The sequence below is a fragment of the Knoellia terrae genome (assembly GCF_048606435.1).
Taxonomy (GTDB): Bacteria; Actinomycetota; Actinomycetes; order Actinomycetales; family Dermatophilaceae; genus Knoellia; species Knoellia terrae.
In genome coordinates this window covers 23,315-49,664 of record NZ_JBMBWH010000007.1, presented here as the reverse complement: position 1 = coordinate 49,664, position 26,350 = coordinate 23,315, and the positions used below count along the sequence as shown (strand labels likewise).

The 26,350-nt window shown below is 72.1% G+C and carries 24 protein-coding genes; 17 read left to right on the top strand and 7 right to left on the bottom strand.

Annotated features, from left to right (window positions below):
* The first annotated feature begins 2 nt into the window (after positions 1-2).
* Genes ACOJV9_RS11010 through ACOJV9_RS11000 form a run of 3 tightly spaced genes read left to right on the top strand, consistent with a single transcriptional unit; the run spans position 3 to position 3,639 of the window.
* A complete protein-coding gene (locus ACOJV9_RS11010; protein ID WP_420185259.1) occupies positions 3-989 on the top strand; it encodes an alpha-ketoacid dehydrogenase subunit beta in 987 nt (328 codons plus the stop codon).
* Positions 990-1,021: 32 nt separating this feature from the next.
* Positions 1,022-2,419 (top strand): dihydrolipoamide acetyltransferase family protein, encoded by a 1,398-nt coding sequence (locus ACOJV9_RS11005; protein WP_420185258.1) that lies wholly within the window; start codon positions 1,022-1,024, stop codon positions 2,417-2,419.
* A gap of 35 nt (positions 2,420-2,454) precedes the next feature.
* On the top strand, positions 2,455-3,639 hold the full coding sequence (locus tag ACOJV9_RS11000) for an MFS transporter (protein ID WP_420185257.1): 1,185 nt from the start codon (positions 2,455-2,457) through the stop codon (positions 3,637-3,639).
* Between the two features lie 43 nt (positions 3,640-3,682).
* On the opposite strand, the gene ACOJV9_RS10995 is transcribed toward ACOJV9_RS11000, so the two are convergent.
* The 4 genes from ACOJV9_RS10995 to ACOJV9_RS10980 form a co-directional block, all read right to left on the bottom strand.
* Positions 3,683-4,603 carry a hypothetical protein gene (locus ACOJV9_RS10995; protein WP_420185256.1) on the bottom strand — a complete coding sequence of 307 codons (921 nt, stop codon included), beginning with the start codon at positions 4,601-4,603 and terminating at the stop codon, positions 3,683-3,685.
* Between the two features lie 121 nt (positions 4,604-4,724).
* Positions 4,725-6,386, bottom strand: a complete 1,662-nt coding sequence (locus ACOJV9_RS10990; RefSeq protein ID WP_420185255.1) for an MDR family MFS transporter — start codon at positions 6,384-6,386, stop codon at positions 4,725-4,727.
* Positions 6,383-6,856, bottom strand: coding sequence for a MarR family winged helix-turn-helix transcriptional regulator (locus ACOJV9_RS10985; protein WP_420185254.1), 474 nt, complete (start codon positions 6,854-6,856; stop codon positions 6,383-6,385). The genes ACOJV9_RS10990 and ACOJV9_RS10985 overlap by 4 nt, the downstream gene beginning before the upstream one ends.
* Before the next feature lie 66 nt (positions 6,857-6,922).
* A complete protein-coding gene (locus ACOJV9_RS10980; RefSeq protein ID WP_420185253.1) occupies positions 6,923-7,768 on the bottom strand; it encodes a maleylpyruvate isomerase family mycothiol-dependent enzyme in 846 nt (281 codons plus the stop codon).
* A 37-nt stretch (positions 7,769-7,805) separates the two neighbouring features.
* On the opposite strand from ACOJV9_RS10980, the gene ACOJV9_RS10975 reads away from it, so the two are divergent.
* Genes ACOJV9_RS10975 through idi form a run of 5 tightly spaced genes read left to right on the top strand, consistent with a single transcriptional unit; the run spans position 7,806 to position 11,837 of the window.
* Complete coding sequence (locus tag ACOJV9_RS10975) at positions 7,806-8,597, top strand: UbiA family prenyltransferase (protein ID WP_420185252.1); 792 nt, start codon at positions 7,806-7,808, stop codon at positions 8,595-8,597.
* A 25-nt stretch (positions 8,598-8,622) separates the two neighbouring features.
* Positions 8,623-9,705 carry a type III polyketide synthase gene (locus tag ACOJV9_RS10970; protein ID WP_420185251.1) on the top strand — a complete coding sequence of 361 codons (1,083 nt, stop codon included), beginning with the start codon at positions 8,623-8,625 and terminating at the stop codon, positions 9,703-9,705.
* Positions 9,706-9,710: 5 nt separating this feature from the next.
* Positions 9,711-10,244, top strand: a complete 534-nt coding sequence (locus tag ACOJV9_RS10965; protein WP_420185415.1) for an isoprenylcysteine carboxyl methyltransferase family protein — start codon at positions 9,711-9,713, stop codon at positions 10,242-10,244.
* A complete protein-coding gene (locus tag ACOJV9_RS10960; RefSeq protein ID WP_420185250.1) occupies positions 10,237-11,259 on the top strand; it encodes an NAD(P)/FAD-dependent oxidoreductase in 1,023 nt (340 codons plus the stop codon). Before ACOJV9_RS10965 ends, ACOJV9_RS10960 begins: the two co-directional genes overlap by 8 nt.
* A complete protein-coding gene (gene idi / locus ACOJV9_RS10955; RefSeq protein WP_420185249.1) occupies positions 11,256-11,837 on the top strand; it encodes an isopentenyl-diphosphate Delta-isomerase in 582 nt (193 codons plus the stop codon). The genes ACOJV9_RS10960 and idi overlap by 4 nt, the downstream gene beginning before the upstream one ends.
* Here idi and ACOJV9_RS10950 read toward each other — a convergent pair.
* Positions 11,761-12,216 (bottom strand): SRPBCC family protein, encoded by a 456-nt coding sequence (locus ACOJV9_RS10950; protein ID WP_420185248.1) that lies wholly within the window; start codon positions 12,214-12,216, stop codon positions 11,761-11,763. The two genes, idi and ACOJV9_RS10950, sit on opposite strands and share 77 nt — an antisense overlap.
* 36 nt (positions 12,217-12,252) lie before the next feature.
* Between ACOJV9_RS10950 and ACOJV9_RS10945 the strand changes: the two genes are divergently transcribed.
* Both ACOJV9_RS10945 and ACOJV9_RS10940 read left to right on the top strand, forming a co-directional pair.
* On the top strand, positions 12,253-14,229 hold the full coding sequence (locus ACOJV9_RS10945; protein ID WP_420185247.1) for a bifunctional copper resistance protein CopD/cytochrome c oxidase assembly protein: 1,977 nt from the start codon (positions 12,253-12,255) through the stop codon (positions 14,227-14,229).
* Positions 14,229-15,050, top strand: coding sequence for a carbon-nitrogen family hydrolase (locus ACOJV9_RS10940; protein WP_420185246.1), 822 nt, complete (start codon positions 14,229-14,231; stop codon positions 15,048-15,050). Before ACOJV9_RS10945 ends, ACOJV9_RS10940 begins: the two co-directional genes overlap by 1 nt.
* Positions 15,051-15,059: 9 nt before the next feature.
* Here the strand turns inward: ACOJV9_RS10940 and ACOJV9_RS10935 are convergent, their stop codons facing one another.
* A complete protein-coding gene (locus ACOJV9_RS10935) occupies positions 15,060-15,872 on the bottom strand; it encodes a PIG-L family deacetylase (RefSeq protein ID WP_420185414.1) in 813 nt (270 codons plus the stop codon).
* Positions 15,873-15,920: 48 nt separating this feature from the next.
* Here ACOJV9_RS10935 and ACOJV9_RS10930 point away from each other — a divergent pair, with 48 nt between their 5' ends.
* Positions 15,921-17,315 (top strand): FAD-binding oxidoreductase, encoded by a 1,395-nt coding sequence (locus ACOJV9_RS10930; RefSeq protein WP_420185245.1) that lies wholly within the window; start codon positions 15,921-15,923, stop codon positions 17,313-17,315.
* A 54-nt stretch (positions 17,316-17,369) separates the two neighbouring features.
* Positions 17,370-17,630 (top strand): DUF6458 family protein, encoded by a 261-nt coding sequence (locus tag ACOJV9_RS10925; RefSeq protein WP_420185244.1) that lies wholly within the window; start codon positions 17,370-17,372, stop codon positions 17,628-17,630.
* Positions 17,631-17,693: 63 nt separating this feature from the next.
* Here the strand turns inward: ACOJV9_RS10925 and ACOJV9_RS10920 are convergent, their stop codons facing one another.
* Positions 17,694-19,580: an acyl-CoA dehydrogenase gene (locus tag ACOJV9_RS10920; protein ID WP_420185243.1), complete on the bottom strand. Its 1,887-nt coding sequence runs from the start codon at positions 19,578-19,580 to the stop codon at positions 17,694-17,696.
* Between the two features lie 186 nt (positions 19,581-19,766).
* Here ACOJV9_RS10920 and ACOJV9_RS10915 point away from each other — a divergent pair, with 186 nt between their 5' ends.
* From ACOJV9_RS10915 to ACOJV9_RS10895, 5 genes are all read left to right on the top strand, one after another.
* Positions 19,767-20,315, top strand: a complete 549-nt coding sequence (locus ACOJV9_RS10915; protein ID WP_420185242.1) for a hypothetical protein — start codon at positions 19,767-19,769, stop codon at positions 20,313-20,315.
* Positions 20,316-20,485: 170 nt separating this feature from the next.
* A complete protein-coding gene (locus ACOJV9_RS10910; protein WP_420185241.1) occupies positions 20,486-23,158 on the top strand; it encodes a response regulator in 2,673 nt (890 codons plus the stop codon).
* Positions 23,155-23,550: a response regulator gene (locus ACOJV9_RS10905; protein ID WP_420185240.1), complete on the top strand. Its 396-nt coding sequence runs from the start codon at positions 23,155-23,157 to the stop codon at positions 23,548-23,550. Before ACOJV9_RS10910 ends, ACOJV9_RS10905 begins: the two co-directional genes overlap by 4 nt.
* A complete protein-coding gene (locus ACOJV9_RS10900) occupies positions 23,547-24,689 on the top strand; it encodes a response regulator (protein WP_420185239.1) in 1,143 nt (380 codons plus the stop codon). The genes ACOJV9_RS10905 and ACOJV9_RS10900 overlap by 4 nt, the downstream gene beginning before the upstream one ends.
* Positions 24,686-26,293 (top strand): peptide ligase PGM1-related protein, encoded by a 1,608-nt coding sequence (locus tag ACOJV9_RS10895; RefSeq protein ID WP_420185238.1) that lies wholly within the window; start codon positions 24,686-24,688, stop codon positions 26,291-26,293. The genes ACOJV9_RS10900 and ACOJV9_RS10895 overlap by 4 nt, the downstream gene beginning before the upstream one ends.
* The last annotated feature ends 57 nt before the right edge of the window (positions 26,294-26,350 follow it).

The following is a 26,350-nucleotide window of genomic DNA, read 5'->3' as shown; positions in this document are numbered from 1 at the left end:
CGATGGCGACCCAGAAGACCACGATCGCCAAGGCCCTCAACGCGGGCCTGCGCAAGGCGATGGAGAACGACCCCAAGGTGATCCTCCAGGGTGAGGACATCGGCAAGCTCGGCGGCGTCTTCCGCATCACCGAGCACCTGCAGAAGGACTTCGGCGAGGACCGGGTCATCGACACCCCGCTCGCCGAGTCCGGGATCATGGGCACCGGCATCGGCCTGGCCCTGCGGGGCTACCGGCCCGTCGTCGAGATCCAGTTCGACGGCTTCGTCTACCCGGCGTTCGACCAGATCGTCTCGCAGCTCTCCAAGCTGCACTCGCGCTCGCGCGGCGCCATCAAGGTGCCCGTCGTCGTGCGCATCCCGATGGGTGGTGGCATCGGCGCGGTCGAGCACCACAGCGAGTCCAACGAGGCCTACTTCGCGCACACCCTCGGGCTGCGCGTCGTCTTCTGCTCGAACCCCGAGGACGCCTACTGGATGATCCAGCAGGCCATCGAGTGCGACGACCCGGTGATCTTCTACGAGCCCAAGCGGCGCTACCACGAGAAGGGCGAGGTCGACTTCGACGCCCCCTCGGCGTCGCGCGACCTGTTCTCCGCGCACACCGTGCGTGAGGGCACCGACGTCACGCTCGCGTGCTGGGGCCCGATGGTCCGCACCTGCCTCGACGCGGCCAAGGTCGCCCAGGAGGAGGGCAGGTCCGTCGAGGTGATCGACCTGCGCTCGGTGAGCCCGCTGGACATCGACGCGATCACGCGCTCGGTCGAGAAGACGGGACGGCTCGTCGTCGCCCAGGAGGCGCCCTCGTTCGTCTCGGTCGGCTCCGAGATCGCGGCCCTCGTCACGGAGCGCTGCTTCTACTCGCTGGAGGCGCCGGTCATCCGCGTCGCCGGCTGGAACACGCCCTACCCGGCGAGCAAGCTCGAGGAGCACTACCTGCCCGACCTCGACCGCGTGCTCGACGGCGTCGACCGCGTGCTGTCCCACTGAGCCACCAGACCAGCTGAGGAGAGACCGACCACATGGGTGCGAAGCACTTCAACCTCCCCGACCCGGGTGAGGGCCTGCTCGAGGCAGAGATCGTCGAGTGGAAGGTCGCCGTCGGCGACACCGTCAAGGTCAACGACATCGTCGTCGAGATCGAGACCGCGAAGTCGCTCGTCGAGCTGCCCATCCCGTGGGCCGGCACGGTGTCGGCGCTGCACGTGAGCGTCGGCGACGAGGTCGAGGTCGGCACGCCGATCATCACCATCGACGACGGGCAGGGTGGCGACCCGGCGCCCTCCGCCGCTCCCGACGTGCAGGCCGGCGCGCAGAGCTCGGTCGAGGTCGGACCGGGCAACGCGGCCTCGGCTGCCGACGCCGAGGTCGAGGAGGAGCCGGTCAAGACCCTCGTCGGCTACGGCCCCAAGGCCGGTGGCACGACGCGCCGCGCGCGCAAGGCCGCCGCCCTGACTGCGCCGCAGGCCGCTCCGGCCCCGAGCGGCGGCAAGGTGCTCGCCAAGCCTCCGGTCCGCAAGCTCGCCAAGGACCTCGGCATCGACCTCGCGTCCGTCCCCGGCTCCGGTGACGGTGGCATCGTCACCCGCGCCGACGTCGAGTCGTATGCCGCGGGCCCGGGCTCCGCGGACGGCTCCGCCACCGCGGCCAGTGAGCCGGCAGCGGCAGGTGCGGCACCGGCATACGGCGGGTTCGGTCGGGCCGAGCGGGAAGTCCGCGTGCCGATCAAGGGCGTGCGCAAGATGACGGCGCAGGCGATGGTCGGCAGCGCGTTCACGGCGCCGCACGTCACCGAGTGGGTCACCGTCGACGTCACGGCGACGCTGGACCTCGTCGCGCGCCTCAAGCAGGACCGCGAGTTCAAGGACGTCAAGGTGACGCCGCTGCTCGTCCTGGCCAAGGCGATGATCCTCGCGGCCCGGCGCAACCCCGGCATCAACGCGTCGTGGGACGAGCAGGCGCAGGAGATCGTGCTCAAGAGCTACGTCAACCTCGGCATCGCCGCCGCCACCCCGCGCGGGCTCGTCGTGCCCAACATCAAGGACGCCGACCGGCTCTCGATGCGCGAGCTGGCCGAGGCGATCGGCGAGCTGACCGCGACCGCTCGCGCCGGGCGGACGCAGCCGGCGGACATGTCGGGTGGCACGGTGACGATCACGAACATCGGGGTCTTCGGCATCGACGCGGGCACGCCGATCCTCAATCCGGGGGAGGCGGCGATCCTCGCGTTCGGCACGATCACCCGCCGTCCGTGGGTCGTCACCGACGAGGCTGGCACCGAGAGCATCGAGCCGCGCTCGGTGACGACGCTCGCGCTGAGCTTCGACCACCGGCTCGTCGACGGCGAGCTCGGGTCGCGCTACCTCGCCGACGTCGCCGCGATCCTCGCCGACCCGTCGAGGGGTCTCGTCTGGGGCTGACGCACGACCGATCGACCCCGTGCGAGAGTGGGCCGGTGCTCGCGACCTACCGCCCCCTCTTCGCCATCCCGGGGGCCTCGCGGTTCGTCGCGGCGAGCGCCCTCTCGCGCGTCGGCGGGGCGATGTTCGGGGTCGCGATCATCGTCATGATCTCGACGCGGCGCGACTCCTACGGGCTCGCCGGCGCCGTCTCGGCCGGCGGCATCGTCGTCCTCGCCGTGGCCGGGCCGGTCATCGGGCGGCTCGTCGACAAGCACGGCCAGCGGCGCGCGTCGATGCCGTTCGTCCTCGGGACGTTCCTCGCGGGGCTCGTCACCGTGGTGCTGTCCGCGGTGGGCGCACCCGCGTGGACGCTCTTCGTCGGGTATGCCGTGTCGGCCTTCCTCCCCGAGATGGGGCCGATGTCGCGCGCCCGCTGGGCCCACCTGCTGCGGGAGGAGCCCGACGCCCTGCACGCCGCCATGTCGCTGGAGCAGGTCGTCGAGGAGGGTGCCTTCGTCCTCGGGCCGGTGCTCGGGGTACTGGCCGCGACGATGCTGTTCCCCGAGGCCGGGCTGCTCCTGGCCTATGTCGTCTTCACGGCCGGCGCCGTCCTCTTCCTCGCCGAGCGCCGGTCGGAGCCGCCGGTCGTGCCCCACGACGAGCGGCCGCACGGGCTGGCGATCCAGCGGCCGGGAGTCGCCCCGGTCGGCGCGGCCCTCTTCATGGTGGGGATGGTCTTCGGCGGGAACGAGGTCGTCGCCGTCGCCGTGGCCGAGGAGGCCGGGAGCACCGGGATGAGCTCGGTGATCCTCGGCGCCTTCGCCCTCGGGTCGGCCCTGTCGGCGGTCGTCTTCGGCACCCGGACCTTCTCCGGCTCCATCGCGCGGCGGTTCGTCTGGTGCGCGCTCGCGATGTTCCTGCTCGAGGTGCCGGTCCTGCTCGTCGAGAGCCTCTGGGGCCTGACCGTGCTGATGTTCGTCGCCGGCTCGGCCACGGCGCCGACGCTCATCACCGGCATCACGCTGGTGCAGCACCTCGTGCCGCGGGCCTTTCTCACCGAGGGCATGGCCGTGGCGATCACCGGTCTGCTCATCGGGCTGGCCTCGGGAACGGCACTGAGCGGCATCCTCGTCGACTCGTGGGGCGCCCACGAGACCTACGCCCTCCCCGTGGGAGCCGCGCTCGCCGCCGCCCTCATCGCCGCGGCCTGGGCCCGCCGCATCTCCCGCTCGGCCTGAAAACCCCCGCCTCGTGTGCCCCAGCGCGAGCCCCGGGTCGCGCTCAGGCACACAAGGCGGCGAGTCCGAGCGCTCTGAGGTCCGCGGCGAGCTGGAACGGCTCGTCCCGGACCTCCCGCGACGTGCACCTGACGACGATGCGGCCGGGCGCCGTGAGACCTCGTTGACGTCGGATGTCGTCCTCCCAGTGCTCCACCTCCATGTGAAAGGCCCCATCCACCTCGAGGACGAGCACGGTGCCGTCGGACAGGTCCCACTCGCAGTCGGTGTAGCGCCACCTGCCGGTCCGGTCCTTCCGGCGCCGCTGACGGGTGGGCGACGGGAGCCCGAAGTCGCGACACAGCCGCGTCACGTCGACCTCGGCGAGCGAGCCGGCGCCGCCCGCGATCTCGGTCAGGAGGATGCGGAAACGGGGCGCTCGACGCAGCGGCTTCATGCGTTCCAGCTGCTCACGAAGCCGTGCGGCAGTGGTCAGCCGTTGCTGGACGACCGCCGCCAGCAGACCCTGAGCCGTGCGCCACGACGGCTCGTATGCCGCACACAGCAGTGCTGCCGGCTCCACCCTTGCCATGGGCAGTGGGCTGGTGGACTTCCAGAGCTCGAGGGGCCGTCGTGTCCGAAACCAGTCGATCCCCGGAACAGGCTCCAGGTGGGCCCCCTCGTCGACGAGGACGGTGATGTCGTCCCGGTGCCAGTTCTTGAGGCCGTGCCGCTCGAGCGCACCGTACCCTCCGACGACCGCAGGTGGCCCGGCGTGCAGCACCCCCAGCCAGGCGCACTGCTCTCGGGACAGCTCCCCGGTGAAGGTGCTCACCACCACGGGACTGCGCTCAGCCCACCTCCCTGCGCGGACGTTCGAGGCCACCTGGTCGCGGTTCAGGCCGAGATCACGCAGCTGCCGTCGAGCGACCATCCCGTGCTGCCGCTGCGCAAGATCTCGCACCACTTCGGGAACGCGTGCCATGGCACGAGCGTGGCGGAAAGCGCCACGGGCGGCCGGGCGTCATCCACAACCCCCGCCTTGTGTGCCCCAGCGCGACCTCTAGGTCGCGCTGGGGCACACAAGGCGAAGGTGGAGGAGGGGGTCAGTGGGTGGTGGCTGCCTCCGCGTCGGCGTCCGCCTCGTTGCGCTCCTGGTAGGCCGAGCCCTTGCGCAGCTCGACCTCGGGCAGGAACCAGATGATGGCGAGCCCCAGCACCATGACGGCCGAGCCGACGAGGAACACGTGGTCCATCGCCTCCGAGAAGCCCATGAGGAACGGCCTGGCCAGTCGCTCGTCGAGCGTCGTGAGGAACGAGCTGTCCTGGAGCACGCCGCTGGCCTGCGCAGCGCCGCCACTCGCCTGCGACTCCGCGTACTGCCTGGCGAACTCGGCGTTCGCGGGGTCGCGCAGGGCTTCCTGGAAGTCCGGGGTCGGGGAGACCGTCCTCATCGCACCGCTGATCTTCTCCGGGACGAGCGAGAAGAGGATCGACAGGAAGACGGCGGTGCCGATGGTGCCGCCGATCTGGCGGGTGAAGGTCGCGGTCGAGGTGGCGACGCCGATCTGCTGCGGCGGGACGGCGTTCTGGACGGCGAGGGTGAGCGGCTGGAAGTTGAAGCCCAGTCCGAGGCCGAAGAAGACCATGACGACCATCGTCTGCCAGAGCGGGGTGTCGAACTCGACGTAGTGGAAGACGAACAGCGAGATCGTCAGCAGGGCGACGCCGGTGATGGGGAACCAGCGGTAGCGGCCGGTGCGGCTGATGATCTGCCCCGAGATGATCGAGCCCGACATGATGCCGAGGGTCATGGGCACGAGCTGCAGCCCGGCCTCGGTCGGGGAGGCGCCCTTGACGATCTGGAGGTAGAGCGGGAGCGAGGCGAGGCCACCGAACATCGCGATGCCGATGAGGATCGAGGCCGCCGACGAGACGCCGACCGTGCGGTTGCGGAACATGGCGAGCGGCAGGATCGCCTCCTCACCCATGCGGGCCTCCTGCCAGAAGAACAGGGCGGCGGCGACGAGGCCGACCGCGTAGCAGGCGATGGCGTTCGTCGAGGCCCAGCCCCACTCGCGGCCCTGCTCGGCGACGAGCAGCAGCGGCACGAGCGCGGCCGAGAGCAGCGCCGCGCCGGTCCAGTCGATGCGGTGGTCAAGGCGGGTGTGGCGCAGGTGCAGGGTCTTGCTGACGAGGACGAGGGCCGCGATGCCGATCGGGACGTTGACGAGGAAGACCCAGCGCCAGCCGGTGATGCCGAAGATGTCGTCCGACCCGGCGAGGAAGCCACCGACGACCGGCCCGAGCACCGACGAGGTCCCGAACACGGCGAGGAAGTAGCCCTGGTACTTCGCGCGCTCGCGCGGCGGAACGATGTCGCCGACGATGGCCAGCGCGAGCGAGAAGAGTCCCCCGGCGCCGAGCCCCTGCACCGCGCGGAAGGCGGCGAGCTGGAGCATCGAGGTGGAGAACGTGCAGAGGACCGACCCGAGGACGAAGATCGTGATGGCGGCGGTGAAGAACGTCTTGCGGCCGTAGATGTCGGAGAGCTTGCCGTAGAGCGGCGTGACGATCGTCGACGTGATGAGGTATGCCGTCGTCGCCCACGCCTGGTGCTCGAGACCCTTGAGGTCGTCGGCGATGGTGCGGATGGCGGTCGCGACGATCGTCTGGTCCAGGGCCGCGAGGAACATGCCGGACATGAGGCCGACGAGGATCGTGACGATCTGCCGGTGGGTCAGCGGCTGGTCGGTGGTGGCGGTCATGCGAGGTCCTTGGTGTGGAGGAGGGGGTGGGCCTCGACGTCGTCGGCGAACCGGCGAAGGAGGCGGTCGAAGTCGGCGAGGTCGGCGGCGCCCCACTCGGAGGTCACCTCGCCGAGCCACGTGTTGCGGCGCTCCCGGATCTCCACGAGGAGGTCGCGACCGGTCTCGGTGAGGGCGAGCACGTGGGCCCGGCCGTCGGACGCGTCGGGCAGCCGTTCGACGAACCCCTTGGCGACGAGCTGGCTGACCTGGCGGCTCACGGTCGAGACGTCGAGGTGGAGGGCGGCGGCGATGTCCGAGACGCGCCGCGGCTCCTCACGCAGGTTGAACATCAGCGGATAGCCGATGGGGTCCACGTCGGGGTGGGCCCGGGGGGCGCGCTGCTTGACCGCGGCCATGATCTTCATGACGCGGACCAGCCCGTCACCGAACGCGACGCGGCTGTCCGTCGTTTCTGTTGCTTGCGGCATACAACCAGTCTGCGCCCACACCCGCGGTTGGTGCAACTTTCACCTGTCGCGCGGGGGGAGGAGGAGTCAGGGAGTGATGACGAGCGCGTCGAGCACCCGGCGGGCGATGTCGTCGTCTCCGTGCACGACGTGGTGGGTGTCGTCGGTCGAGGCCCGGCCGGCGCAGCGGCGCGTGGCCGCCTGGGTCGACATGGTGATCGTCGTCGTCGAGATGTCGGCGTGGTGCTCGGCGTCACCGGTGAACAGCGGTGTGCCGAAAGGCTTCCCGTCGCGCTCCTCGACCCGCACGCCGGCCCGTCCGACCACGGGTCCGGTGAGGTCGAGGATCACCGCGTGACCCGCGGGCACACCGGCTCGGCGCGCCACGATCCGGGGCAGCGCGTCGAACAGCATCCGCACCGTGTGGGCGGCAGCCGGCCCGTCGAGGTTGCCGGGCCGGCCGATGGCCTCGCGGATGTCCTGCTCGTGCACCCACAGGTCGAAGACCCGGCTCTCCATGAGGCCGAGCAGCGTCGTGGGTCCGTACGGCCCGGTCCGGGGCTCGTCGGGCGAGGTGGTGTCCGCCCGGAGGTGTCGCACCTGGTCGGCGACGAGGCCGTCGAGCTCCTCGAGGAGCTCGGCCAGCGAGCGTCCACGGCGGGACTCGAGGAAGCGGTCGACGATCGCGTTGATGCCCTCCGCGGACGGGCCGTCCTCGAGGTCGACGTCCGGCACGTCCTCGCCCTGCACCCACGCCTCGAGGCTCACGACGTGGGCGAACTGGTCGAGCACCGTCCAGCCGGGACACGTGGTGGGCCGCTCCTCGTCGCCGGGGCGCAGTGAGTGGCCGAGGTCGCTGATCGCCTGCACCGTGTGGGCGTAGGCGGCGGCGAGGCCGTCGAGGCCTTCGGGGGCAGCCGGGTGGAGGGACATGTGGTCACCCTAACGAGTCGCTGCCTAGGGTGAGGCCATGACGACCGGCGCCTCGGCCCTGCTGCGGGCGGCCCACGCGCCGCCCGCGCTCGCGGTCACCGTGCTCGGCCTGCTCCTCGCTCTCACCGCCGACCTCGACCCGCCGCGCATCGCCCTCGTCACCGCCGCCGTCCTCACCGGCCAGCTGTCGATCGGGTGGTCCAACGACCTCCGGGACCGGGCTCGCGACACCGCCGTGGGTCGCTCCGACAAGCCGCTCGCGACCGGTGAGCTCTCGGTGTCGGTCGCCCGCGCGGCCTGTGCGCTCGCCCTCGTCGCCACCGTCGTCCTCTCCCTCGCCTGCGGGTGGCGGGCCGGCGCGGTCCACCTTGTGCTCGTCGCCTCCGGCTGGGCCTACAACCTCTGGCTCAAGTCCACCGTGCTCTCCTGGCTGCCGTATGCCGTGGCGTTCGGTGTGCTGCCCGTCTTCGTCCACCTCGCCGGAGACTCCCGAGCGCCGGCCGAGGTCGTCGTCGGGGCGTCGCTGCTCGGCGTCGGCGCCCACCTGCTCAACGTCGTGCCCGACCTCGACGAGGACGCCGCGACCGGCGTGCGCGGTCTGCCGCACCGCCTCGGTGCTCGTCGCAGCACCGTACTGGCGGTGGTGCTCCTCGTGGCCGCCAGCCTGAACCTGCTGGTCACGGGGTCGACGGGGGGCATCCCCGCCGTGATCGGCGGGATTCTCGTGGCAGGCTTGGCAGGGCTCGCGCTCGTCGGCACCGGACGGGCACCCTTCTACTCCGCCATCGGCATCGCGCTCGTAGACGTCGTGATCCTCGTGGCCCGATGAGCCGTCCGACCGAAGCGAGGCCCCTGTGAGCACCCGCCTGCTGTCCGTGGGGACGGCACTCCCGGCCCACCGCCACGACCAGAGCGAGATCACCGACGCGTTCGCGCGGGTGGTCGTCGCCAAGGGCGCCAGTGAGCGCCTCCTCCGGTCGGTCCACGCCAACGCCGGCGTCGAGCAGCGCCACTTCGCCCTGCCGCTGGAGAAGTACGAGAGCCTGGCCGACTTCGACGAGGCCAACGACCTCTTCATCGAGCACGCCGTGGACCTCGGCGCCCAGGCCCTGCTCGGCGCGCTGGCTCGCGCCGGCCTCGCGCCGGCCGACGTGGACCTCATCGTCTCCACGACGGTCACCGGGCTCGCGGTCCCCTCGCTGGACTCACGGATCGCCGCGGCCATCGGCCTGCGCGAGGACGTCAAGCGGGTGCCGCTGTTCGGGTTGGGCTGCGTCGCCGGGGCAGCGGGAGCTGCCCGTCTGCACGACTACCTGCTCGGTCACCCCGACGACGTCGCGGTCCTCGTCGCCGTCGAGCTCTGCTCGCTGACCGTGCAGCGGGACGACACCAGCGTGGCCAACCTCGTCGCGAGCGGGCTGTTCGGCGACGGCGCCGCCGCCATCGTCATGGGTGGCGCGGGCCGCCGGGAGGCAGCAGCGGGGATCGAGGTGCTCGACAGCCACAGCCGGCTCTATCCCGACAGCGAGCGCACCATGGGCTTCGACGTCGGCTCCTCGGGACTGCGCATCGTCCTCGACGCCCAGGTTCCCGCGATCGTGGGGCGCCACCTCGGCGGCGACGTCGACCGCTTCCTCGCGGACCACGGCCTCACCCGCGAGGACATCGGCTGGTGGGTGTGCCACCCCGGCGGACCCAAGGTCATCGACGCCCTGCGCGACACCCTCGGCCTCGCCGACCACGACGTCGCCCTGACCCGGGCCAGCTTGGCGCGCATCGGCAACCTCTCGTCGGCCTCGGTCCTGCACGTCCTCGCGGACACGCTCGCCCAGCGGCCACCCACCCCCGGGACCCACGGGCTCCTCATGGCGATGGGGCCGGGCTTCTGCTCGGAGCTCGTGCTGCTGCGCGCCCCCGCCGAACCGGTCGCGCCGTGACCACCCTGACCGCGTTCGTCGTCCTCGTGCTCCTCGTCGGCGTGGAGCGCCTGGCCGAGCTCGTCGTGTCGAAGCGCAACGCCGCGTGGAGCCTGTCGCAGGGCGGGGTCGAGTCGGGGCGTGGTCACTACCCCTTCATGGTCGTCCTGCACACCGGCTTCCTCGTGGCGATGCTCGTCGAGGCGGTCGTGCGCCGGCCCGACGTGCCGGCCTCCCTGGCCTGGTCGATGCTCGTGGTGGTCATCGCGGCCCAGGCCCTGCGCTGGTGGTGCATCGCCACCCTCGGCTGCCGCTGGAACACCCGCGTCATCGTCGTGCCCGGGCTGGCCCCGGTGCGCTCGGGTCCCTACCGCTGGCTGTCCCACCCCAACTACGTCGCCGTCGTCGCCGAGGGGGTCGCGCTGCCGCTTGTCCACGCCTCGTGGGTCACCGCCCTCGTCTTCACCGTCGCCAACGCCGCCCTGCTCACGGTCCGGTTGCGCGCGGAGAACGCCGCCCTCGCCACCCTGCCGCCCGTGGACGTGGCCCAGCATGCGTGACCTGCTCGTCGCCGGCGGCGGTCCGGTCGGCCTGGCCACTGCCCTGTATGCCGTCCGCGCCGGTCTCGACGTCACCGTGCGTGAGCCGCGCACCGGGACGATCGACAAGGCCTGCGGTGAGGGCCTCATGCCGGGGGCGCTGGCCGCCCTGCGCGACCTCGACGTCCCCGTCGAGGGACACCCGATCACCGGCATCCGCTACGTCGGCGGCCACCGACAGGTGGACGCCCCCTTCCGGTCGGGCCCGGGCCTCGGGGTCCGCCGCACCCTGCTGCACTCCGCCCTCGTGGAACGGGTGCGAGAGGCCGGGGTCAGCGTCACCGCGGCGCCCGTGACGACCATCGAGAACCGGAGCGACCACGTCGACGTCGACGGTGAACGGTTCCGCCACGTCATCGCCGCCGACGGGCTCCACTCTCCGGTGCGGCGCCTCCTCGGCCTCGACCGGCCGCGGACCCGGCTGCGCCGCTACGGGCAGCGGGCACACGTCGCCCGTGCTCCGTGGACGTCGATGGTCGAGGTGCACTGGTCCGCGGCCGGCGAGGCCTACGTGACCCCGGTCGGACCCGGCGAGATCGGGGTGGCCCTGCTCAGCTCCCAGCGCAGGCCCTTCGAGGACCTGCTCCGGGCGTTCCCGCTGCTCGCCGAGCGCCTCGCCGGCCATTCCCGCTCCGCGGTGCGCGGTGCCGGCCCCCTGCGGCAGCGGTCCTCCCGTCGGGTCCTCGGTGGGGTGCTCCTCGTCGGTGACGCGGCCGGCTACGTCGACGCCCTCACCGGGGAGGGCCTCGCCCTCGGAATGGCCCAGGCACGGGCGGCCGTCGACGCCATCGGGTCCGGCGACCCCAGCTCCTACGAGCAGGCCTGGCGCGGAACCCGGCGCCGCCACGACCTGCTGACCCTCGGCCTCGTCACCGCCACCCGCGTCCCGTCGGTGCGTCGCGGCGTCGTCCCCGCGGCCACCGTCGTTCCGGCCGTCTTCCGTGCCGCGGTCAACCAGCTGGCGCGTCCGGCATGAGCGTGCGGCAGGGCGTCGCGGGGGCCGACGTCGAGCGGGTCGTGCTTCTCTCGGAGGACGGGCGAGCCATCGGGACGGCGCCCAAGGCGCAGGTGCACCACCGCGACACCCCCCTGCACCTCGCCTTCTCCTGCTACGTCGTCGACTCGTCGGGCCGGCTGCTCCTCACTCGCCGGGCCTGGTCCAAGAGGACGTGGCCCGGGGTGTGGACCAACAGCTGCTGCGGCCACCCCGCCCCGGGGGAGGCGGCGGACGTCGCCGTGCGCCGTCGGGTGCGCCAGGAGCTCGGCGTCGAGCTGACCGACCTGCGCGTCGTGCTCCCCGACTTCCGCTACCGCGCGGTCATGGAGGACGGCACGGTCGAGAACGAGATCTGCCCCGTGTGGGTCGCGAGCTGCCCCGACCCGGCGTCGCTCGCGCCGGACCCGGACGAGGTGGTCGAGCACGAGTGGACCGACTGGGCCCGGTTCCGCGCGGACGTCCTCACCGGGACTCGCGACGTCAGCCCGTGGTGCCGTCTCCAGCTGGCCGCGATGGAGGAGCTGCCCGGCCCCGACGAGCTCGTGCCAGGGACCTGACCCGGCGCAGGCCCAACCACAGCACCGGTGCGTAGCCGGGCGCCCACCACGGGGCGGTGAACTCCACCCGGCACCCACCCTGGCGCTCGCGCACCGTGTGGCCCGTCGCCGTGACCCCGGCCACCCGCCACGACCAGTGGCGCACGGGCCCGTGCGGTTCCCACGCCTCGATCCGGAAGGGCAGCGGGGGCCCCGGCGTCGTCCACACCGTCCCGGTGGCACCCGCGGCGATCCGGTCGGCGCCGCCGTCGACGACGGCCCGTCGCACGGTCGGCCCCCAGCGCGGCCACTGGTCGACCCGCACGAGCAGGTCCCACGCGACGTCGGCCGGGGCGTCGACGTCGATGCCGAGGGTGAGGTGGGGAGGTGAGGGGGTCATCGAGCACCACTGTGCCACCGACCTAGGCTGTCGGCCATGAGCTCCACCGCCGTCGAGACGCGAACGGCGACGGGACCGGTCGCCGTCGTCACCCTGAGCGCGCTGGCCGTCACCCTGGTCGCCGCCTCGCTCTCCGGCGTCCTCGCGCCGCTCGTGCTCGACGACCCCGGGCCGCTCGTGCGCTGGGCGCTGCCGCTGGCCCGGGTGGCCAGCGACCTCTCCTCGGCGGCGACCCTCGGGCTGCTCCTGCTCGCGGCCTTCCTCGTTCCGGAGCGGCGGAGCACCGAGCGTCGGCAGCAGGCCGCACGCCTGGCCGCGGTGACGGGCGTCATCTGGTTCGTCGCGGCGGGCCTCGTCACCTTCCTCACCTTCGCCTCCCTCGCGGGGCTGCGCCTCGGTGACCCCGAGCTGGCGCGGCAGTTCCTCACCTTCGTCTGGTCGCTCGAGGTCACGCGCGTGCTCTCGATCGCGACGGGCGTCGCCCTCATCGTGACGACCGGAGCACTGCTGGCACGGTCGCGGACGGCATACGCCTGGCTGTCCGTCGTGGCACTGACCGGCATCGTCATCGTCGCGCTCACGGGGCACTCCGCCGGCAGCGCGAGCCACGAGGACGCGGTGAACTCGCTCGGGGTGCACCTCGTCGGCGTCACCGTCTGGGTCGGTGGTCTCCTGGCGATCGCCGTCATGCAGCCCCGGATCGGGTCCGACCTCGGCGCCACCGTCGCCCGCTACTCCGTCCTTGCCGGGTGGGCGTACGCCGCGGTGGCCGTCACGGGTCTGCAGCAGGCGGTGATCCGGCTCGGCTCGGTGAGCGGCATCGCCTCGGCCTACGGCGCGATGGTCGTCGCGAAGACGCTGATCCTTCTCGCGCTGGGTGTCATGGGCTGGCAGCAGCGGCGTCGGGTGATCGCCAGCATCGAGCACGACGGCAGCGGGTTCGCGCGGCTGGTCCTCGTCGAGCTGGCCCTCATGGCGGCGGCGTTCGGCCTCGGTGCGGTCCTCAGCCGCACCCCACCCCCGGTGCCCGAGTCCGAGCTCGACCCCAGCGCGGTGCTGTCGGTCACCGGCTTCCCCGACCCCGGTCCGATGTCGGCGGCGGACTGGGTCACCGCCTGGCGCCCGAGCTGGCTCATGATCGGCATCGCCCTCGTGTCGATCGGCCTGTATGCCGGCGGTGCGCGTCGCCTGTCCCGTCGCGGTGACGCGTGGCCGGTCCACCGCACCGTGCTCTGGGTCCTGGGCTGGCTCGTCTTCGTGTGGGCGACCAGCGGCGCGCCGGACATCTGGGGGCGGGTGCAGTTCTCGGTGCACATGGTGATGCACATGGTCGTCGCGATGATCGTGCCGCTGCTGCTCGTCCCCGCCGCGCCGCTCACCCTCGCCCTGCGCGCGCTGCCCGCGCGTCCAGACCGGACGTGGGGCCCGCGCGAGGTCATCCTCCAGGTCGTGCACTCCCGGGCGCTGCGGTTCCTCGCCAACCCGGTCGTCGCGGCGGTGCTCTTCTTCGCCAGCCTTGCCGCCTTCTACTGGTCGCCGCTGTTCGAGCTGGCCCTGACGACGCACACGGGCCACCTGCTGATGCTGGCCCACTTCCTCCTCACGGGCTACCTCTTCACGTGGGTTCTCATCGGCATCGACCCCGGACCGCCGAAGTGGTCGCCGGCGGTCCTGCTGCTCATCCTCTTCGCGACGATCACCTTCCACGCCTTCTTCGGTGTCGCGCTGACCGGCACGACGTTCGTCCTCGCCCCCGACTTCTTCCAGGGGATCAACCTGCCCTGGGCCCCGCCTCCGCTCGCCGACCAGGAGCGCGCCGGCGAGATCGCGTGGGGCTTCGGGGAGGCGCCGACGCTCGTCCTCGCGGTCCTCGTCGCGCGCCAGTGGTTCAGCCGCGACCGCCAGGAGTCGGTCCGGCTCGACCGCCAGGCCACGCGCGACGACGACGCAGCGCTGCGCGCCTACAACGAGCGGCTGGCTCGGCTGGGCCAGCAGGGCAGGAAGGACTCCTGATGCGGATCGCGGTCGTGCAGGTCGGCTACGGCGACGCGGAGCCGGTGCCCGAGCGGGTCGAGCGGGTGTGCGACCTCGTCCGCTCCACCGTCGAGGGTGCGTCCGGAGGGTCGCGGCCGGATCTCGTCGTGCTGCCGGAGCTGTGGGCGCCCACCGGCTTCGACTACCGCCGCTGGGAGGACCTGGCCGAGCCGCTCGACGGGCCCTGGGTCGAGCGCATGACGGCCCTGGCGCGGGAGCTGTCCCTCGCTCTGCACGCCGGCTCGTTCGTCGAGCGGCTCCCCGAGGCCGGGGCCGACGGCCGTCGGCTCGCGAACACCTCGGTCCTCGTCACCGCGGAGGGGGAGCGGACGGCATACCGCAAGATCCACCGGTTCGGCTTCGGCTCGGGTGAGCCGAAGCTGCTCGAGGCGGGCTCCGAGGTGGTCACCGCGCGCCTCGCCTCGGCGGCAGGTGAGGGCGCGACGGTCGGGCTGTCCACCTGCTACGACCTGCGCTTCCCCGAGCTCTACCGGCAGCAGGTGGACGCCGGCGCGGAGGTCTTCCTCGTGCCCGCGGCGTGGCCGGCCGCGAGGGTCTCCCACTGGACCCTGCTCGGACGGGCCCGGGCCGTCGAGGACCAGGCGTTCGTCGTGCAGTGCAACACCGCCGGCACCCACGCCCACACCGAGATGGGCGGGCGCAGCCAGGTCGTGGCCCCGAACGGTGACGTGCTCGCCGAGGCCGGGACGGACGAGGAGGTCCTCGTCGTCGACGTCGACCCGGGGGTCGTGGCCCGCACTCGCGAGGCCTTCCCGGTGCTGGGCGACCGCCGGCTCTGAGGGGTCCGGCTAGCGCTCGAGGTCGGCGAACGGCCAGCCGTCGACCATGCCCGGCTCGCGACCGGGCTCGAGATAGAACTCGGTGCCGAACCACTGCGCAAAGATCTCGGGCGGCATCTGCAGCATCATGCCGACGTCACTGGTCTGGCTCGCGTGGCACGACAGCGCGGCGCGCTTGGAGTCGATGTCACCCGACACGTCGACCCGCCAGGAGATCTCGCTCTCGGGCGTGCCGATCGGCTCGCCGTCCTCCATCGGCTGGTCGGCGTCGAAGTCGGGTTCGCGACCGGCCGCGCGCTCGGCCTCCTGACCGGCGCGCATGGCGTCACGGTTCATCGTCCCCTCGAGAAGGCGCGGTCGGCGGGCGGCGAGGTCGGCGGCCCGGTGGGCGACCCGGTGCACCTTGACGTGGTCGGGGTGGCCGTAGCCGCCGTGCCAGTCGTAGGCGACGAGCACGTCGGCGTCCTCCTCGTCGAGCACCTCCACGAGGCGCCCCGCGGCCTCGTCGAGGTCGGCGCCGTGGAAGGAGCCGTCGTGGGAGTTCTGCTCCCACCCGTGCATGCCGGAGTCGTGGTAGCCGAGCCAGACGATCCGCTCGGTGCCCGTCACGGCCGCCGACGCCTCGGCCTCGGCCCGCCGGAAGTCGGCGAGCGTCGTGCCCTCGGCGAGGTCCTCGGGCGCCGTCCCCAGCTCACCACCCGTCCCGTAGACCACGACGACCCGGTGGCCCTCCCGGGAGAGGCGGGTCATCGTCCCGGAGGTGCCGGAGGCCTCGTCGTCGGGATGGGCGTGCAGGAAGACGATCGTGGCCACGGCGCCCATCCTGCCTGCGCACGCCGACAGGGCCGACACCGTTCCTAGGATGGCCCCGTGACCGATCGCAGCGCTGCCGTCGCCGAGCTCGTCGCCCTTCTCCCGGAGGGGGTGGTGGCGACCGCGCCCGTCGCGCTCGAGAAGTACCGCCGGGACTGGGCCCGGGACCCCGACGCCGGTATGCCGTGTGCGGCCGTCCGCGCCGAGGTCGCGGACCACGTCCAGGTGGCCGTGCGCTGGGCCGCGAGCCACGGCATACCCGTCGTTCCCCGTGGTGCGGGCACCGGCCTCAGCGGGGGAGCGTCGGCGGTCGAGGGTGGGCTGGTGCTCAGCCTCGAGCGGATGACCGCCGTCGAGATCGACCCTGACGCGCGGTGCGCCGTCGTGGAGCCCGGCGCCTTCAACGCCGACGTCAAGAAGGCCGCCGCCGAGCACGGCCTCTGGTACCCCCCGGACCCGTCCTCGTTCGAGATCTGCTCGATCGGCGGCAACATCGCGACGAACGCCGGTGGGCTGTGCTGCGTCAAGTACGGCGTGACGACCGACTACGTCCTCGGGCTCGACGTCGTCCTCGCCGACGGGCGCCTCATCACCCTCGGCGGCAAGCGGGTCAAGGACGTCGCGGGACTCTCCCTCCTCAAGCTGTTCGTCGGCAGCGAGGGGACGCTGGGCATCGTCACCCGGGCCACGCTGCGGCTCGTCCCGGCCAAGCTCGCACCTTCGACCCTCGTCGCGACGTTCGACACGGTCCGCGCCGCGGCCGACGCCGTCGTCGCGATGGGCCGGGTCGTGCGCGCGTCGATGGTCGAGCTCATGGACCGGCCGACGGTGAACCAGGTCGAGGACTTCGCGCCGATGGGCCTGGACCGTGAGCGGGCGCTGCTGCTCGTCCAGTCCGACGCCCCCGCCGGCGCGCGCGAGGGCGAGATGGCCGTCATCGAGACGTCCTGCCGTGAGGCGGGTGCGGTCGACCTCTTCGTCACGCACGACCCGGTCGAGGGCGAGTCCTTCGTGCGGGCGCGGCGCCTGGCCTTCCCGGCGGCCGAGGCAGCCGGTTCACTGCTCCTCGAGGACGTCGGCGTCCCCGTGCCGCTGCTGCCCCAGCTCGTCGGCCGCGTGGAGGAGATCGGCCGCGAGCGTGGCGTCGACATCGTGTGCGTGGCGCACGCCGGTGACGGCAACACCCACCCGATCGTCATGTACGACGCGGCCGACCCCGACTCGACGGCACGCGCCCGGGCGGCCTTCGAGGACATCCTCGCGGCGGCCATCGCGCTGGGCGGCACGATCACCGGTGAGCACGGGGTCGGCCGGCTCAAGCGCGACGCCCTGCCGGCGATGCTCGGGCCGGACGTCATGGAGGTCAACCAGCGGATCAAGCACGCGCTCGACCCCGACGGGCTGCTCAACCCGGGCGCGCTCCTCCCGCTCGAACCCGCAGGTCAGCGGTAGAGTTGACCACCGATCCGGGGCCCCTTTCCCCGGACCCGGCCACAAGGAGTGACCATGTACATCGGACTCGGAATCGTCCTCATCGTTATCGGCGCGATCCTCGCGTTCGTCCTGCAGGTGGACATCCCCGGCCTGGACGACGGCATGCTCGGCTGGATCCTCATCGCCGCCGGCGTCCTCGCGATCCTGCTGTCCTTCGCCATGCGCGGCCGCACCCGCCCGGCGGGCTACACGGCGACCCGCTCCTCGCAGGTCGACCCCGTCTCGGGCTCGCGCGTCGACGAGACCCGCGTCGACCCGGACACCCGCTACTGAGCGGATCCCTCGCAGCACGACGAAGCCCCGGCGAGCAGCTCGCCGGGGCTTCGTCGTGCCTGCTCAGAAGGCGGACTCGGGCATGTCCATCAGCTCGTTGTCGGTGGCCTCGGCCATGGCCCGCTCGGCGGCCAGGCGCGGGAGGACCTGGCGGGCGTAGAACTGCGCCGCCGCCACCTTGCCGGTGTAGAAGTCGCGGTCTCTGTCACTGACCTCGCCCTCGAGGGCCGAGAGCGCGACGTCGGCCTGGCGCAGCAGCAGCCAGCCGACGACGAGGTCACCGGCGCCGAGCAGCAGGCGGGTCGTGTTCTGCCCGACCTTGTAAAGATTCCGAATATCGTTGTCGCCGGCTGCATTGCCACCGCGCGGGTCGGACTTCATCAGCTCACCGACCATGTAGCCGAGGATCCCCTGGACGTTCTCGAGGGCCTCGCCGAGCAGCTCGCGCTCGCGGTCGAGCCGGCCGCCGTGACCACCGAGGTCCTTGGCGAACTCCTGCACCTGCATGGAGATCGTCGTCAGGGCCTGCGCCTTGTCCTTGATGATCTTGCGGAAGAAGAAGTCGAGGCCCTGGATCGCGGTGGTGCCCTCGTAGAGGGTGTCGATCTTGGCGTCACGCACGTACTGCTCGACCGGGTAGTCCTGGAGGAAGCCGGAGCCGCCGAACGTCTGGAGCGACTCGGTGCCGAGCAGCACCCAGGCGCGCTCGGAGCCCAGGCCCTTGACGATGGGCAGGAGCAGGTCGTTGACCCGGTTGGCCAGCTCGGCAGGGGAGCCGGGCTCGAGCGACTCGGACCCGGTCCGCAGCTGCTCGGCGTCGACGATGTCCTGCTGGCTCGCGGTGAAGTGGACGAGGGCGCGCAGGCCTTCGGCGTAGGACTTCTGCAGCATGAGCGAGCGGCGCACGTCGGGGTGGTGGGTGATCGGCACGCGGGGCGCAGCCTTGTCGGTCTGCTGCGTGAGGTCGGCGCCCTGGACGCGCTCCTTGGCGTACTCGAGCGCGTTGAGGTAGCCGGTCGAGAGCGTGGCGATGGCCTTGGTGCCGACGAGCATCCGGGCGTTCTCGATGACTCGGAACATCTGGGCGATGCCGTCGTGGACGTCACCGAACAGCGTCCCGACGGCGGGCTTCTCGCCGCCGAAGGTGAGCTCGCAGGTCGTCGAGACCTTGAGGCCCATCTTCTTCTCGACGTTGGTGACGTAGACGCCGTTGCGCTCGCCGAGCTCACCGGTCTCGAGGTCGACGTCGTACTTGGACAGGACGAAGAGCGAGAGGCCCTTGGTGCCGGGGCCGGCGCCCTCGGGGCGGGCGAGGACGAAGTGGACGACGTTGTCGACCATGTCGGACTCGGCGCTGGTGATGAAGCGCTTCACGCCGGAGAGGGTCCAGGTGCCGTCCTCGTTCGGCACGGCCCTGGTGCGGCCGGCGCCGACGTCGGAGCCGGCGTCCGGCTCGGTCAGCACCATGGTGCAGTGCCAGTCCTTCTCGACGATCCAGCGCGCGAGCTTCTTCTGGTCCTCGGTGCCGAGGACGTACATGAGCTTGGCGAAGCCGTAGGAGGCGTTGAACATCGCCACCGCCGGGTTCGCGCCGAGCACGAGCTCGTTGACCGACCAGCGCAGGCTCGGCGGGGCCACGGTGCCGTCGAGACCGGCGGGCAGGTCGATGCCCCAGAAGCCGCTGTCGCGGTAGGCCTGGTAGGACTTCGCGAACGACTCCGGCATGGTGACGGCCTGCGTCTGCGGGTCGTAGACGGGCGGATTGCGGTCGGCGTCCTGGAAGGAGTCGGCCAGCTCGTTCTCGGCGAGGCGGGCGACCTCCTTGAGCATCTCCCGCGCCGTGTCGGCGTCGAGGTCCTCGTAGGGCCCGGAGCCCAGCACGTCACCGCGACCGAACACCTCGAAGAGGTTGAACTCGATGTCGCGCAGGTTGCTCTTGTAGTGACCCATGAACCCATGGTGCTACTCGCCAGTAGCGTCAGGCAAGGCGGGTTGCCGGTTTGTGACTGAGCGCACGCTCAGTGGCGCCGGTCACGTGGGCGGGGCGGGCGGCACACGCAGGTCGCCCCGTGCCAGCGGCGGTATGCCGTGTGCCGGTCGTGGAGACGGGCCCGGCGGTGTGGTTCGCTGGCTCTCATGCCCGACGAGAACCGCGACACCGTGACCGATGCTGCCCCGGACCCGGTCCTCGCCGAGGCCACCGAGGCGATCGAGCGCCACCAGCTCTGGAGGGCTCGCGACCTGCTCGCCGCCCACGTGCGCGAGGAGCGCGACCTCACGGCCCTGCGGCTGCTCGGCGAGGTGCACCACGGGATGGGCGACCTGCCCGCGGCCGGTGCGGTGTGGTTCGGCGCCGGCGTCAAGGGACCCGAGGTCGACGCGGCGGTTGCGGCATGGCGGGACTCGCACGGCGACGACTTCGGGGCCATGTGGCGCTCACTGCCCCGCTCGGTGCGGCAGGAGCCCCGCTCCAAGAAGGTCGAGGCCCTGCGGAGCAAGGCGCTCGAGGCCCGCGGCTCCGGCGAGTCGACCCCCGACCCGGCCGGCTCGGCCGTGTCCTCCGACGCGTCCGGTGGTGGCATCGACGCGGCGCAGATCATCGCCTGGGTCATCGCCGCGTTCGTCATCCTCTGCGCGGTCGTCGGCCTCGTCGAGATCCTGCGCTGGATGGTCCCCGGCGGCTGAGCCGACCCCGCGGGCCCCGCGGTGGCGAGCGTCGCTGTCGCGGTATGTGCAGGTTCCCCGCGGGGCGCCGCGAAGGTTGGTTCGCCCAATCCGTTGAGGGTGGGTCCGGAGGGGGAGCACACTCGAGGTGAGCCTCGACAGAGCACGGCCGGGGTGGGACGGAGGCTCCGGTGGACACGACTCTTGACGGGGAGGACACGGGGGAGTCCGCGGCGCTCGCGAGCGTGGGCACGACCGACGACCACCGCGAGATCCGCAGGCAGCTGGCGGCGACGAGCGAGATCCTCGCGATTCTGGCCGCGTCGTCGTCCGCGCCCGAGGACGTGTTCGGGGCGATCGTCGAGCGGGCCCGGGTCCTCTGCCACGCCGACGCCGCGCAGATCCACCTGTTCCGCAACGGTGCCTACCGACTGATCCGTGGCGTCGGGATGAGCGCGGAGTTCGTCGCGCTCTCGGAGGCCGACCCCGTCCACCGCGATCGTGACTCCCTCATCGGGCGGGTGAGCCTGGACCACACGACCCAGCAGATCGAGGACGTGCTGGCCGACCCGGAGTACGACCGGCCCGACTTCCAGCGGATCGAGGGCTACCGCACGATCCTCGGCGCCCCGATGCTCGTCGACGGCGAGGTCGTGGGCGTGCTGTCCGTCTGGCGGACGGCCGTCGCCCGGTTCGACGACCGGGTGTGCTCGCTGCTCACGACGTTCGCGGCCCAGGGAGCACTGGCGGTGCGCAACGTCGAGCTGGTGCGGGCGCTCGAGGCGCGGTCCAGCGAGCTGACCCGGCGGGTGGAGCAGCTCGAGGCGCTCTCCGAGGTGGGCAACGCCGTGAGCTCGAGCCTGGACGCCGACGAGGTGCTGGCGACGATCGTCAACGTCGCGGTCGGGCTGTCCGGCACGAGCGGCGGCTCGCTGGTCGACCTCGACGAGGACTCCGGCCTCTTCAGCGTGCGCGCGGCGACCGGGACGAGTGCCGAGGTGCTGCAGGCCCTGCGGGACAGCCGGATCCACATCGACGAGACGTTCATCGGGCGTGCCTGCCGCGAGCGCGGGCCGATCCAGGTCGCCGACCTGTCGCTGGTCGACGACCTCGACCCTCACCTCTCCATCCTGTATGCCGCAGGGTGGCGTTCTGTCGTCGCCGTCCCGCTCATCCGCTCGGGCCGGATCGTCGGCTCGCTCGTCGTGCGCCGCAAGAGCCCGGGGGAGTTCAGCGACGAGACGTGCGAGCTGCTCGAGGCCTTCGCCAACCAGTCGGCCATCGCCCTGACCAACGCCCGCATCCACCGCCAGCTCGAGGTCCAGAGCGCCGAGCTGGCGCAGGCCAGCCGGCACAAGTCGGAGTTCCTCGCGAGCATGTCGCACGAGCTCCGCACGCCACTCAACGCCGTCATCGGCTTCTCCGAGGTCCTGCTGGAGCGGATGTTCGGTGAGCTCAACGAGCGGCAGGAGGACTACCTGCGCGACATCCTCAGCTCCGGCCGTCACCTCCTCGACCTCCTCAACGACGTCCTCGACCTCAGCAAGGTCGAGGCCGGGCAGATGGAGCTCGAGCTCACCGACTTCTCGGTGGAGGAGGCGGTCACCTACGCCCTGTCCATGGTGCGGGAACGGGCCCTGAACCAGCGCGTGGCCCTGCGGACCGAGCTCCCCGAGGGGCTCGGGTCGGTCCACGCCGACGAGCTGCGCTTCAAGCAGGTGCTTCTCAACCTGCTCAGCAACGCGGTGAAGTTCACCCCGGATGGAGGCACCGTCGTCGTGGCCGCCACGCGTCGGCCGGACGGCCTCGAGGTGACGGTGTCCGACACCGGGGTCGGCATCGCCGCCGCCGACCAGGAGCGGATCTTCGACTCGTTCCAGCAGGGCAGTCGGGCCGCACGCAAGGTCGAGGGAACGGGGCTCGGGCTGACGCTCACCCGTCGCATCGTCGAGCTCCACGGCGGAACCGTCTGGCTGCGCAGCGAGCTGGGGCACGGCAGCACGTTCGGGTTCAGCATCCCGACCGTCCGGGCGCGGACCGACCCGCTGTCCGTGGCGACGCCTGCCCCGGCCGATGCTGCGGACGCGGGGGACGGACGACCGTTCGCCGTCATCATCGAGGACGACCCGAGCTCGGCGGAGCTGCTCTCGCTGCACCTCGGCGCCGCCGGGCTCCGGACCACCGTGGTCGCCGACGGGGTCGCCGGGCTGGCGACCGTGCGCGAGCAGCGTCCCGACGTCGTCGTGCTCGACATCCACCTCCCCGGGATGGACGGCTGGGACGTGCTCACCGAGATCAAGAGCGACCCGGAGGTCGCGGGCACACCGGTCGTCGTCGTCTCCGTCCTGCCGGACCGGAGCCGGGGGATGGCACTCGGCGCCTCGGACTACCTCGTCAAGCCGGTGGCCCGGGACGACCTCGTCGAGGCGCTGCGACGCCTCGTGCCGGTGCGTACTGAGCAGTCCGGGGCCAGGGTCGCGGTTCTCGTGGACGACGACCCGTCGGCCCTCGAGCTCGCCCGTCTCGCGCTGGACCCCGCCGGGTGGACGCTGCACACGTGCACCGAGGCCGAGGACGTCTTCGCGCTCGTCCGGGAGGCGCGGCCCTCCGTCGTCTTCGTCGACCTGCTTCTGCCGGACATGGACGGTTTCGAGGTCATCGACCGCCTGCGCAGCGACCCGGTCAGCGCCTCGGTGCCCATCGTCGTCCTGACCTCCAAGACGCTGACCGCCGCCGACCGGCGGATGCTGCAGGGCCGGATCGAGTTCGTGACGTCGAAGAACGCCGTGGACCTGGGTCTGCTGGCGAGCCGCCTCAGCGAGGTCACCGTGCCGAGGGCGGCGGCGGGAGGTGTCCCCCCATGAGCGGCAGCTCCCCGAACGGCGGGGTGGTGCTGCTCGTCGAGGACAACGAGAAGAACCTCAAGCTGGCGCGTGACGTCCTCGAGTTCGCGGGCTTCACCGTCCTTGTCGCCACGTGCGGTGAGGAGGCGGTGGAGCGTGCCCGGGCGGACCTGCCGGACATCGTCCTCATGGACCTCCAGCTGCCGGGGATCGACGGTCACGCCGCCCTGGCGCGGATGCGGTCCGACCGGCTCACGGCCGAGATCCCCGTGGTCGCGCTGACCGCCTTCGCGATGCAGCAGGACCACGACCGGGCGCGCGATGCGGGCTTCGACGGCTACCTCGAGAAGCCGATCAGCGTGCGGCACTTCCCCGACCAGGTCCGACGACACCTCCGAACGGAGCAGCCATGACCATGCAGGACGACACCCGTGACCCCGTGGTCCTCGTCGTCGACGACCTCGAGCCGAACCGCAAGCTGATGGATGCCGTGCTCTCGCCGCGCGGGTTCGCCGTGCACGCCACGGAGTCCGGCGAGGACGCACTCGACTGGCTCGCCGGGCAGCTGCCGGACATCGTGCTCCTCGACATCCAGATGCCCGGCATCGACGGGTACGAGACGTGCCGGCGGATCAGGTCGGACGACCGGACGGCATACCTGCCCGTCGTCATGGTCACGGCGTCCGGCAACGAGCAGAAGATCCGGGCGATCGAGGCCGGCGCCGACGACTTCGTCACCAAGCCCTTCGACCAGGCCGAGCTGCTCGCCCGGGTCCGGTCGCTGGTCCGGATCAAGCGCTACCACGACACCATCGAGCGCCAGAGCGCCGAGCTCGCCGCGTGGAACCGCGAGCTCGAGGCCAAGGTGCAGGCCCAGGTCGCGGAGCTCGAGCGGGTCGGCCGGCTGCGCCGGTTCCTGTCGCCGCAGGTGGCCGGGCTGGTCGTCGAGAGCGGTGACGAGGCGTTCCTCACCAGCCACCGCGCCGAGATCACGGCGACCTACTGCGACCTGCGCGGCTTCACCCCCTTCGCGGAGACGGCTGAGCCGGAGGAGGTCATGGCCGTGCTGCGCGACTACCACGAGGCGTTGGGGGAGCTCGTGTTCCGGTTCGAGGGAACGCTGGAGCACTTCGCAGGCGACGGCCTCCTCGTGTTCTTCAACGACCCGATCCCGTGTCCCGACGCCCCGGAGAGGGCGGTGCGCATGGCCGTCGCGATGCGCGGTCGCGTCGAGCAGCTGGCCGAGGGGTGGCGCAGACGAGGCCACGAGCTCGGCTTCGGGGTGGGCATCGCCCAGGGGTACGCGACCCTCGGGCGGGTGGGGTTCGAGGGCCGCTACGACTACGCCGCGATCGGCACGGTGACCAACGTCAGCGCCCGCCTCTCGGGCCTGGCCGAGGCGGGGCAGATCCTCGTCACGCAGCGGGTGGCTGCCGGGGCCGGCGAGGTCGCCGTGACGCGTCCGCTCGGTCCCGTCGAGCTGCGCGGGATCACCAAGCCGGTCGAGACCCACGAGGTCCTCGGCCTCGATGCCGCGCGGAGCGCGTCGTGACGTCGCTGAGCGGGTATGCCGGCCGGCCCGGTCGGGATCGGCAGGGTGACGAGCCGCGGCTGCTGGCCGACCTCGACGAGGACGGGCGCAACGCGGCGTTCGGGCGGCTGCAGGCCCGGCTGCCCGACGTGTGGAGGTCGATGCGGCTCAACGAGGCCGACGAGTCCGTCGTCGTCGTGCCGTCGGTGTCGCTCGACAGGGTCAACGCCAGGGCGGGGGCGGTCAACCAGGCGATGGAGGAGCGCTACCTCTTCCTGCTGCTGCTGCTCCGGCAGCCGCGGCTGCGCATGGTCTACGTGACCTCCGGGCCGGTCGACCCGGCCATCGTCGAGTACTACCTCGCGCTGCTGTCCGGCGTGATCCCGAGCCACGCGAAGGCCCGGCTCTCGATGGTGTCCGTCGGGGACCTGACGCCGCGGCCGCTGAGCGAGAAGCTCCTCGAGAGGCCACGCCTGCTCGCCGACATCGCGGCCCTCGTCCCGAACCCCCGACGCTCGCACCTGGTGCCCTACACGACGACCACCCTCGAGCGGGACCTCGCCATCGAGCTGGGCATCCCGATGTACGGAGCGGACCCGCGCCACCTCGCACTCGGCACCAAGTCCGGGTGCCGCAAGCTCTTCGACGAGTCCGGGGTGACCTACCCGGTCGGGTTCGAGGACCTGTCGTCGCTCGACGACATCGTCACGGCCCTGTCGGAGCTGCGGACGCGGCGGCCGGACGCGTCGGTCGCCATGGTCAAGCTCAACGAGGGCGTGTCCGGGTCCGGCAACGCCGTCGTGGACCTGTCCCGGCTGCCCGGACCCGGTTCGTCGGACGAGCGGGCGGCCCTGCTCGAGCGGGTGCACACCATGGAGCTCGAGGGCCGGACGGTGACGCACGAGACCTATCTCGCGAAGTTCCAGCAGAAGGGCGGCATCGTCGAGGAGCGCATCGTCGGTGACGAGGTCCTCAGCCCGAGCGTCCAGCTCCGGATCACGCCGATGGGCGAGCTCGAGGTGCTGTCCACGCACGACCAGATCCTCGGCGGCCCCACCGGCCAGTCCTACCTGGGGTGCACCTTCCCGGCGGCGCCCGGCTATGCGCGGCTCATCACCGACGAGGCGAAGGCCATCGGCGCCCGCCTGGCCGAGCTGGGGGTGCTGGGGCGGTTCGCCGTCGACTTCGTCGTGGTGCGCAACGAGGGCGCGTGGACGGCATACGCGATCGAGGTCAACCTGCGCAAGGGCGGCACGACGCACCCGTTCCTCACGCTCCAGTTCCTCACCGACGGTCGCTACCACGGGGACACGGGCCTGTTCACGACACCGGGCGGGCGGGAGAAGCACCTCATGGCGACCGACCACCTCGAGGACCCGAACCTGCGTGGCCTGCGCGTGGACGACCTCTTCGACATCGTCGCCCGGACGGGGCTGCACTTCGACCCGGCGAGCGGGACCGGGGTCGTCTTCCACATGATCAGCTCGGTCACCGAGGCCGGCCGGGTCGGGATGACGGCGGTCGGTGACTCCGCGCAGCAGGCCCGCCAGGTCTACGACCGGGCGGAGCGGATCCTGCTGGCCGAGGCGCTCGCCGCCATCGCGCCGCGGCCGGTGCGCGCGTGAGCCGGCCGCGACCTGAACTGTCCGGGCCCCGGCTGCGTATGAGTCGATGGGAGGTCG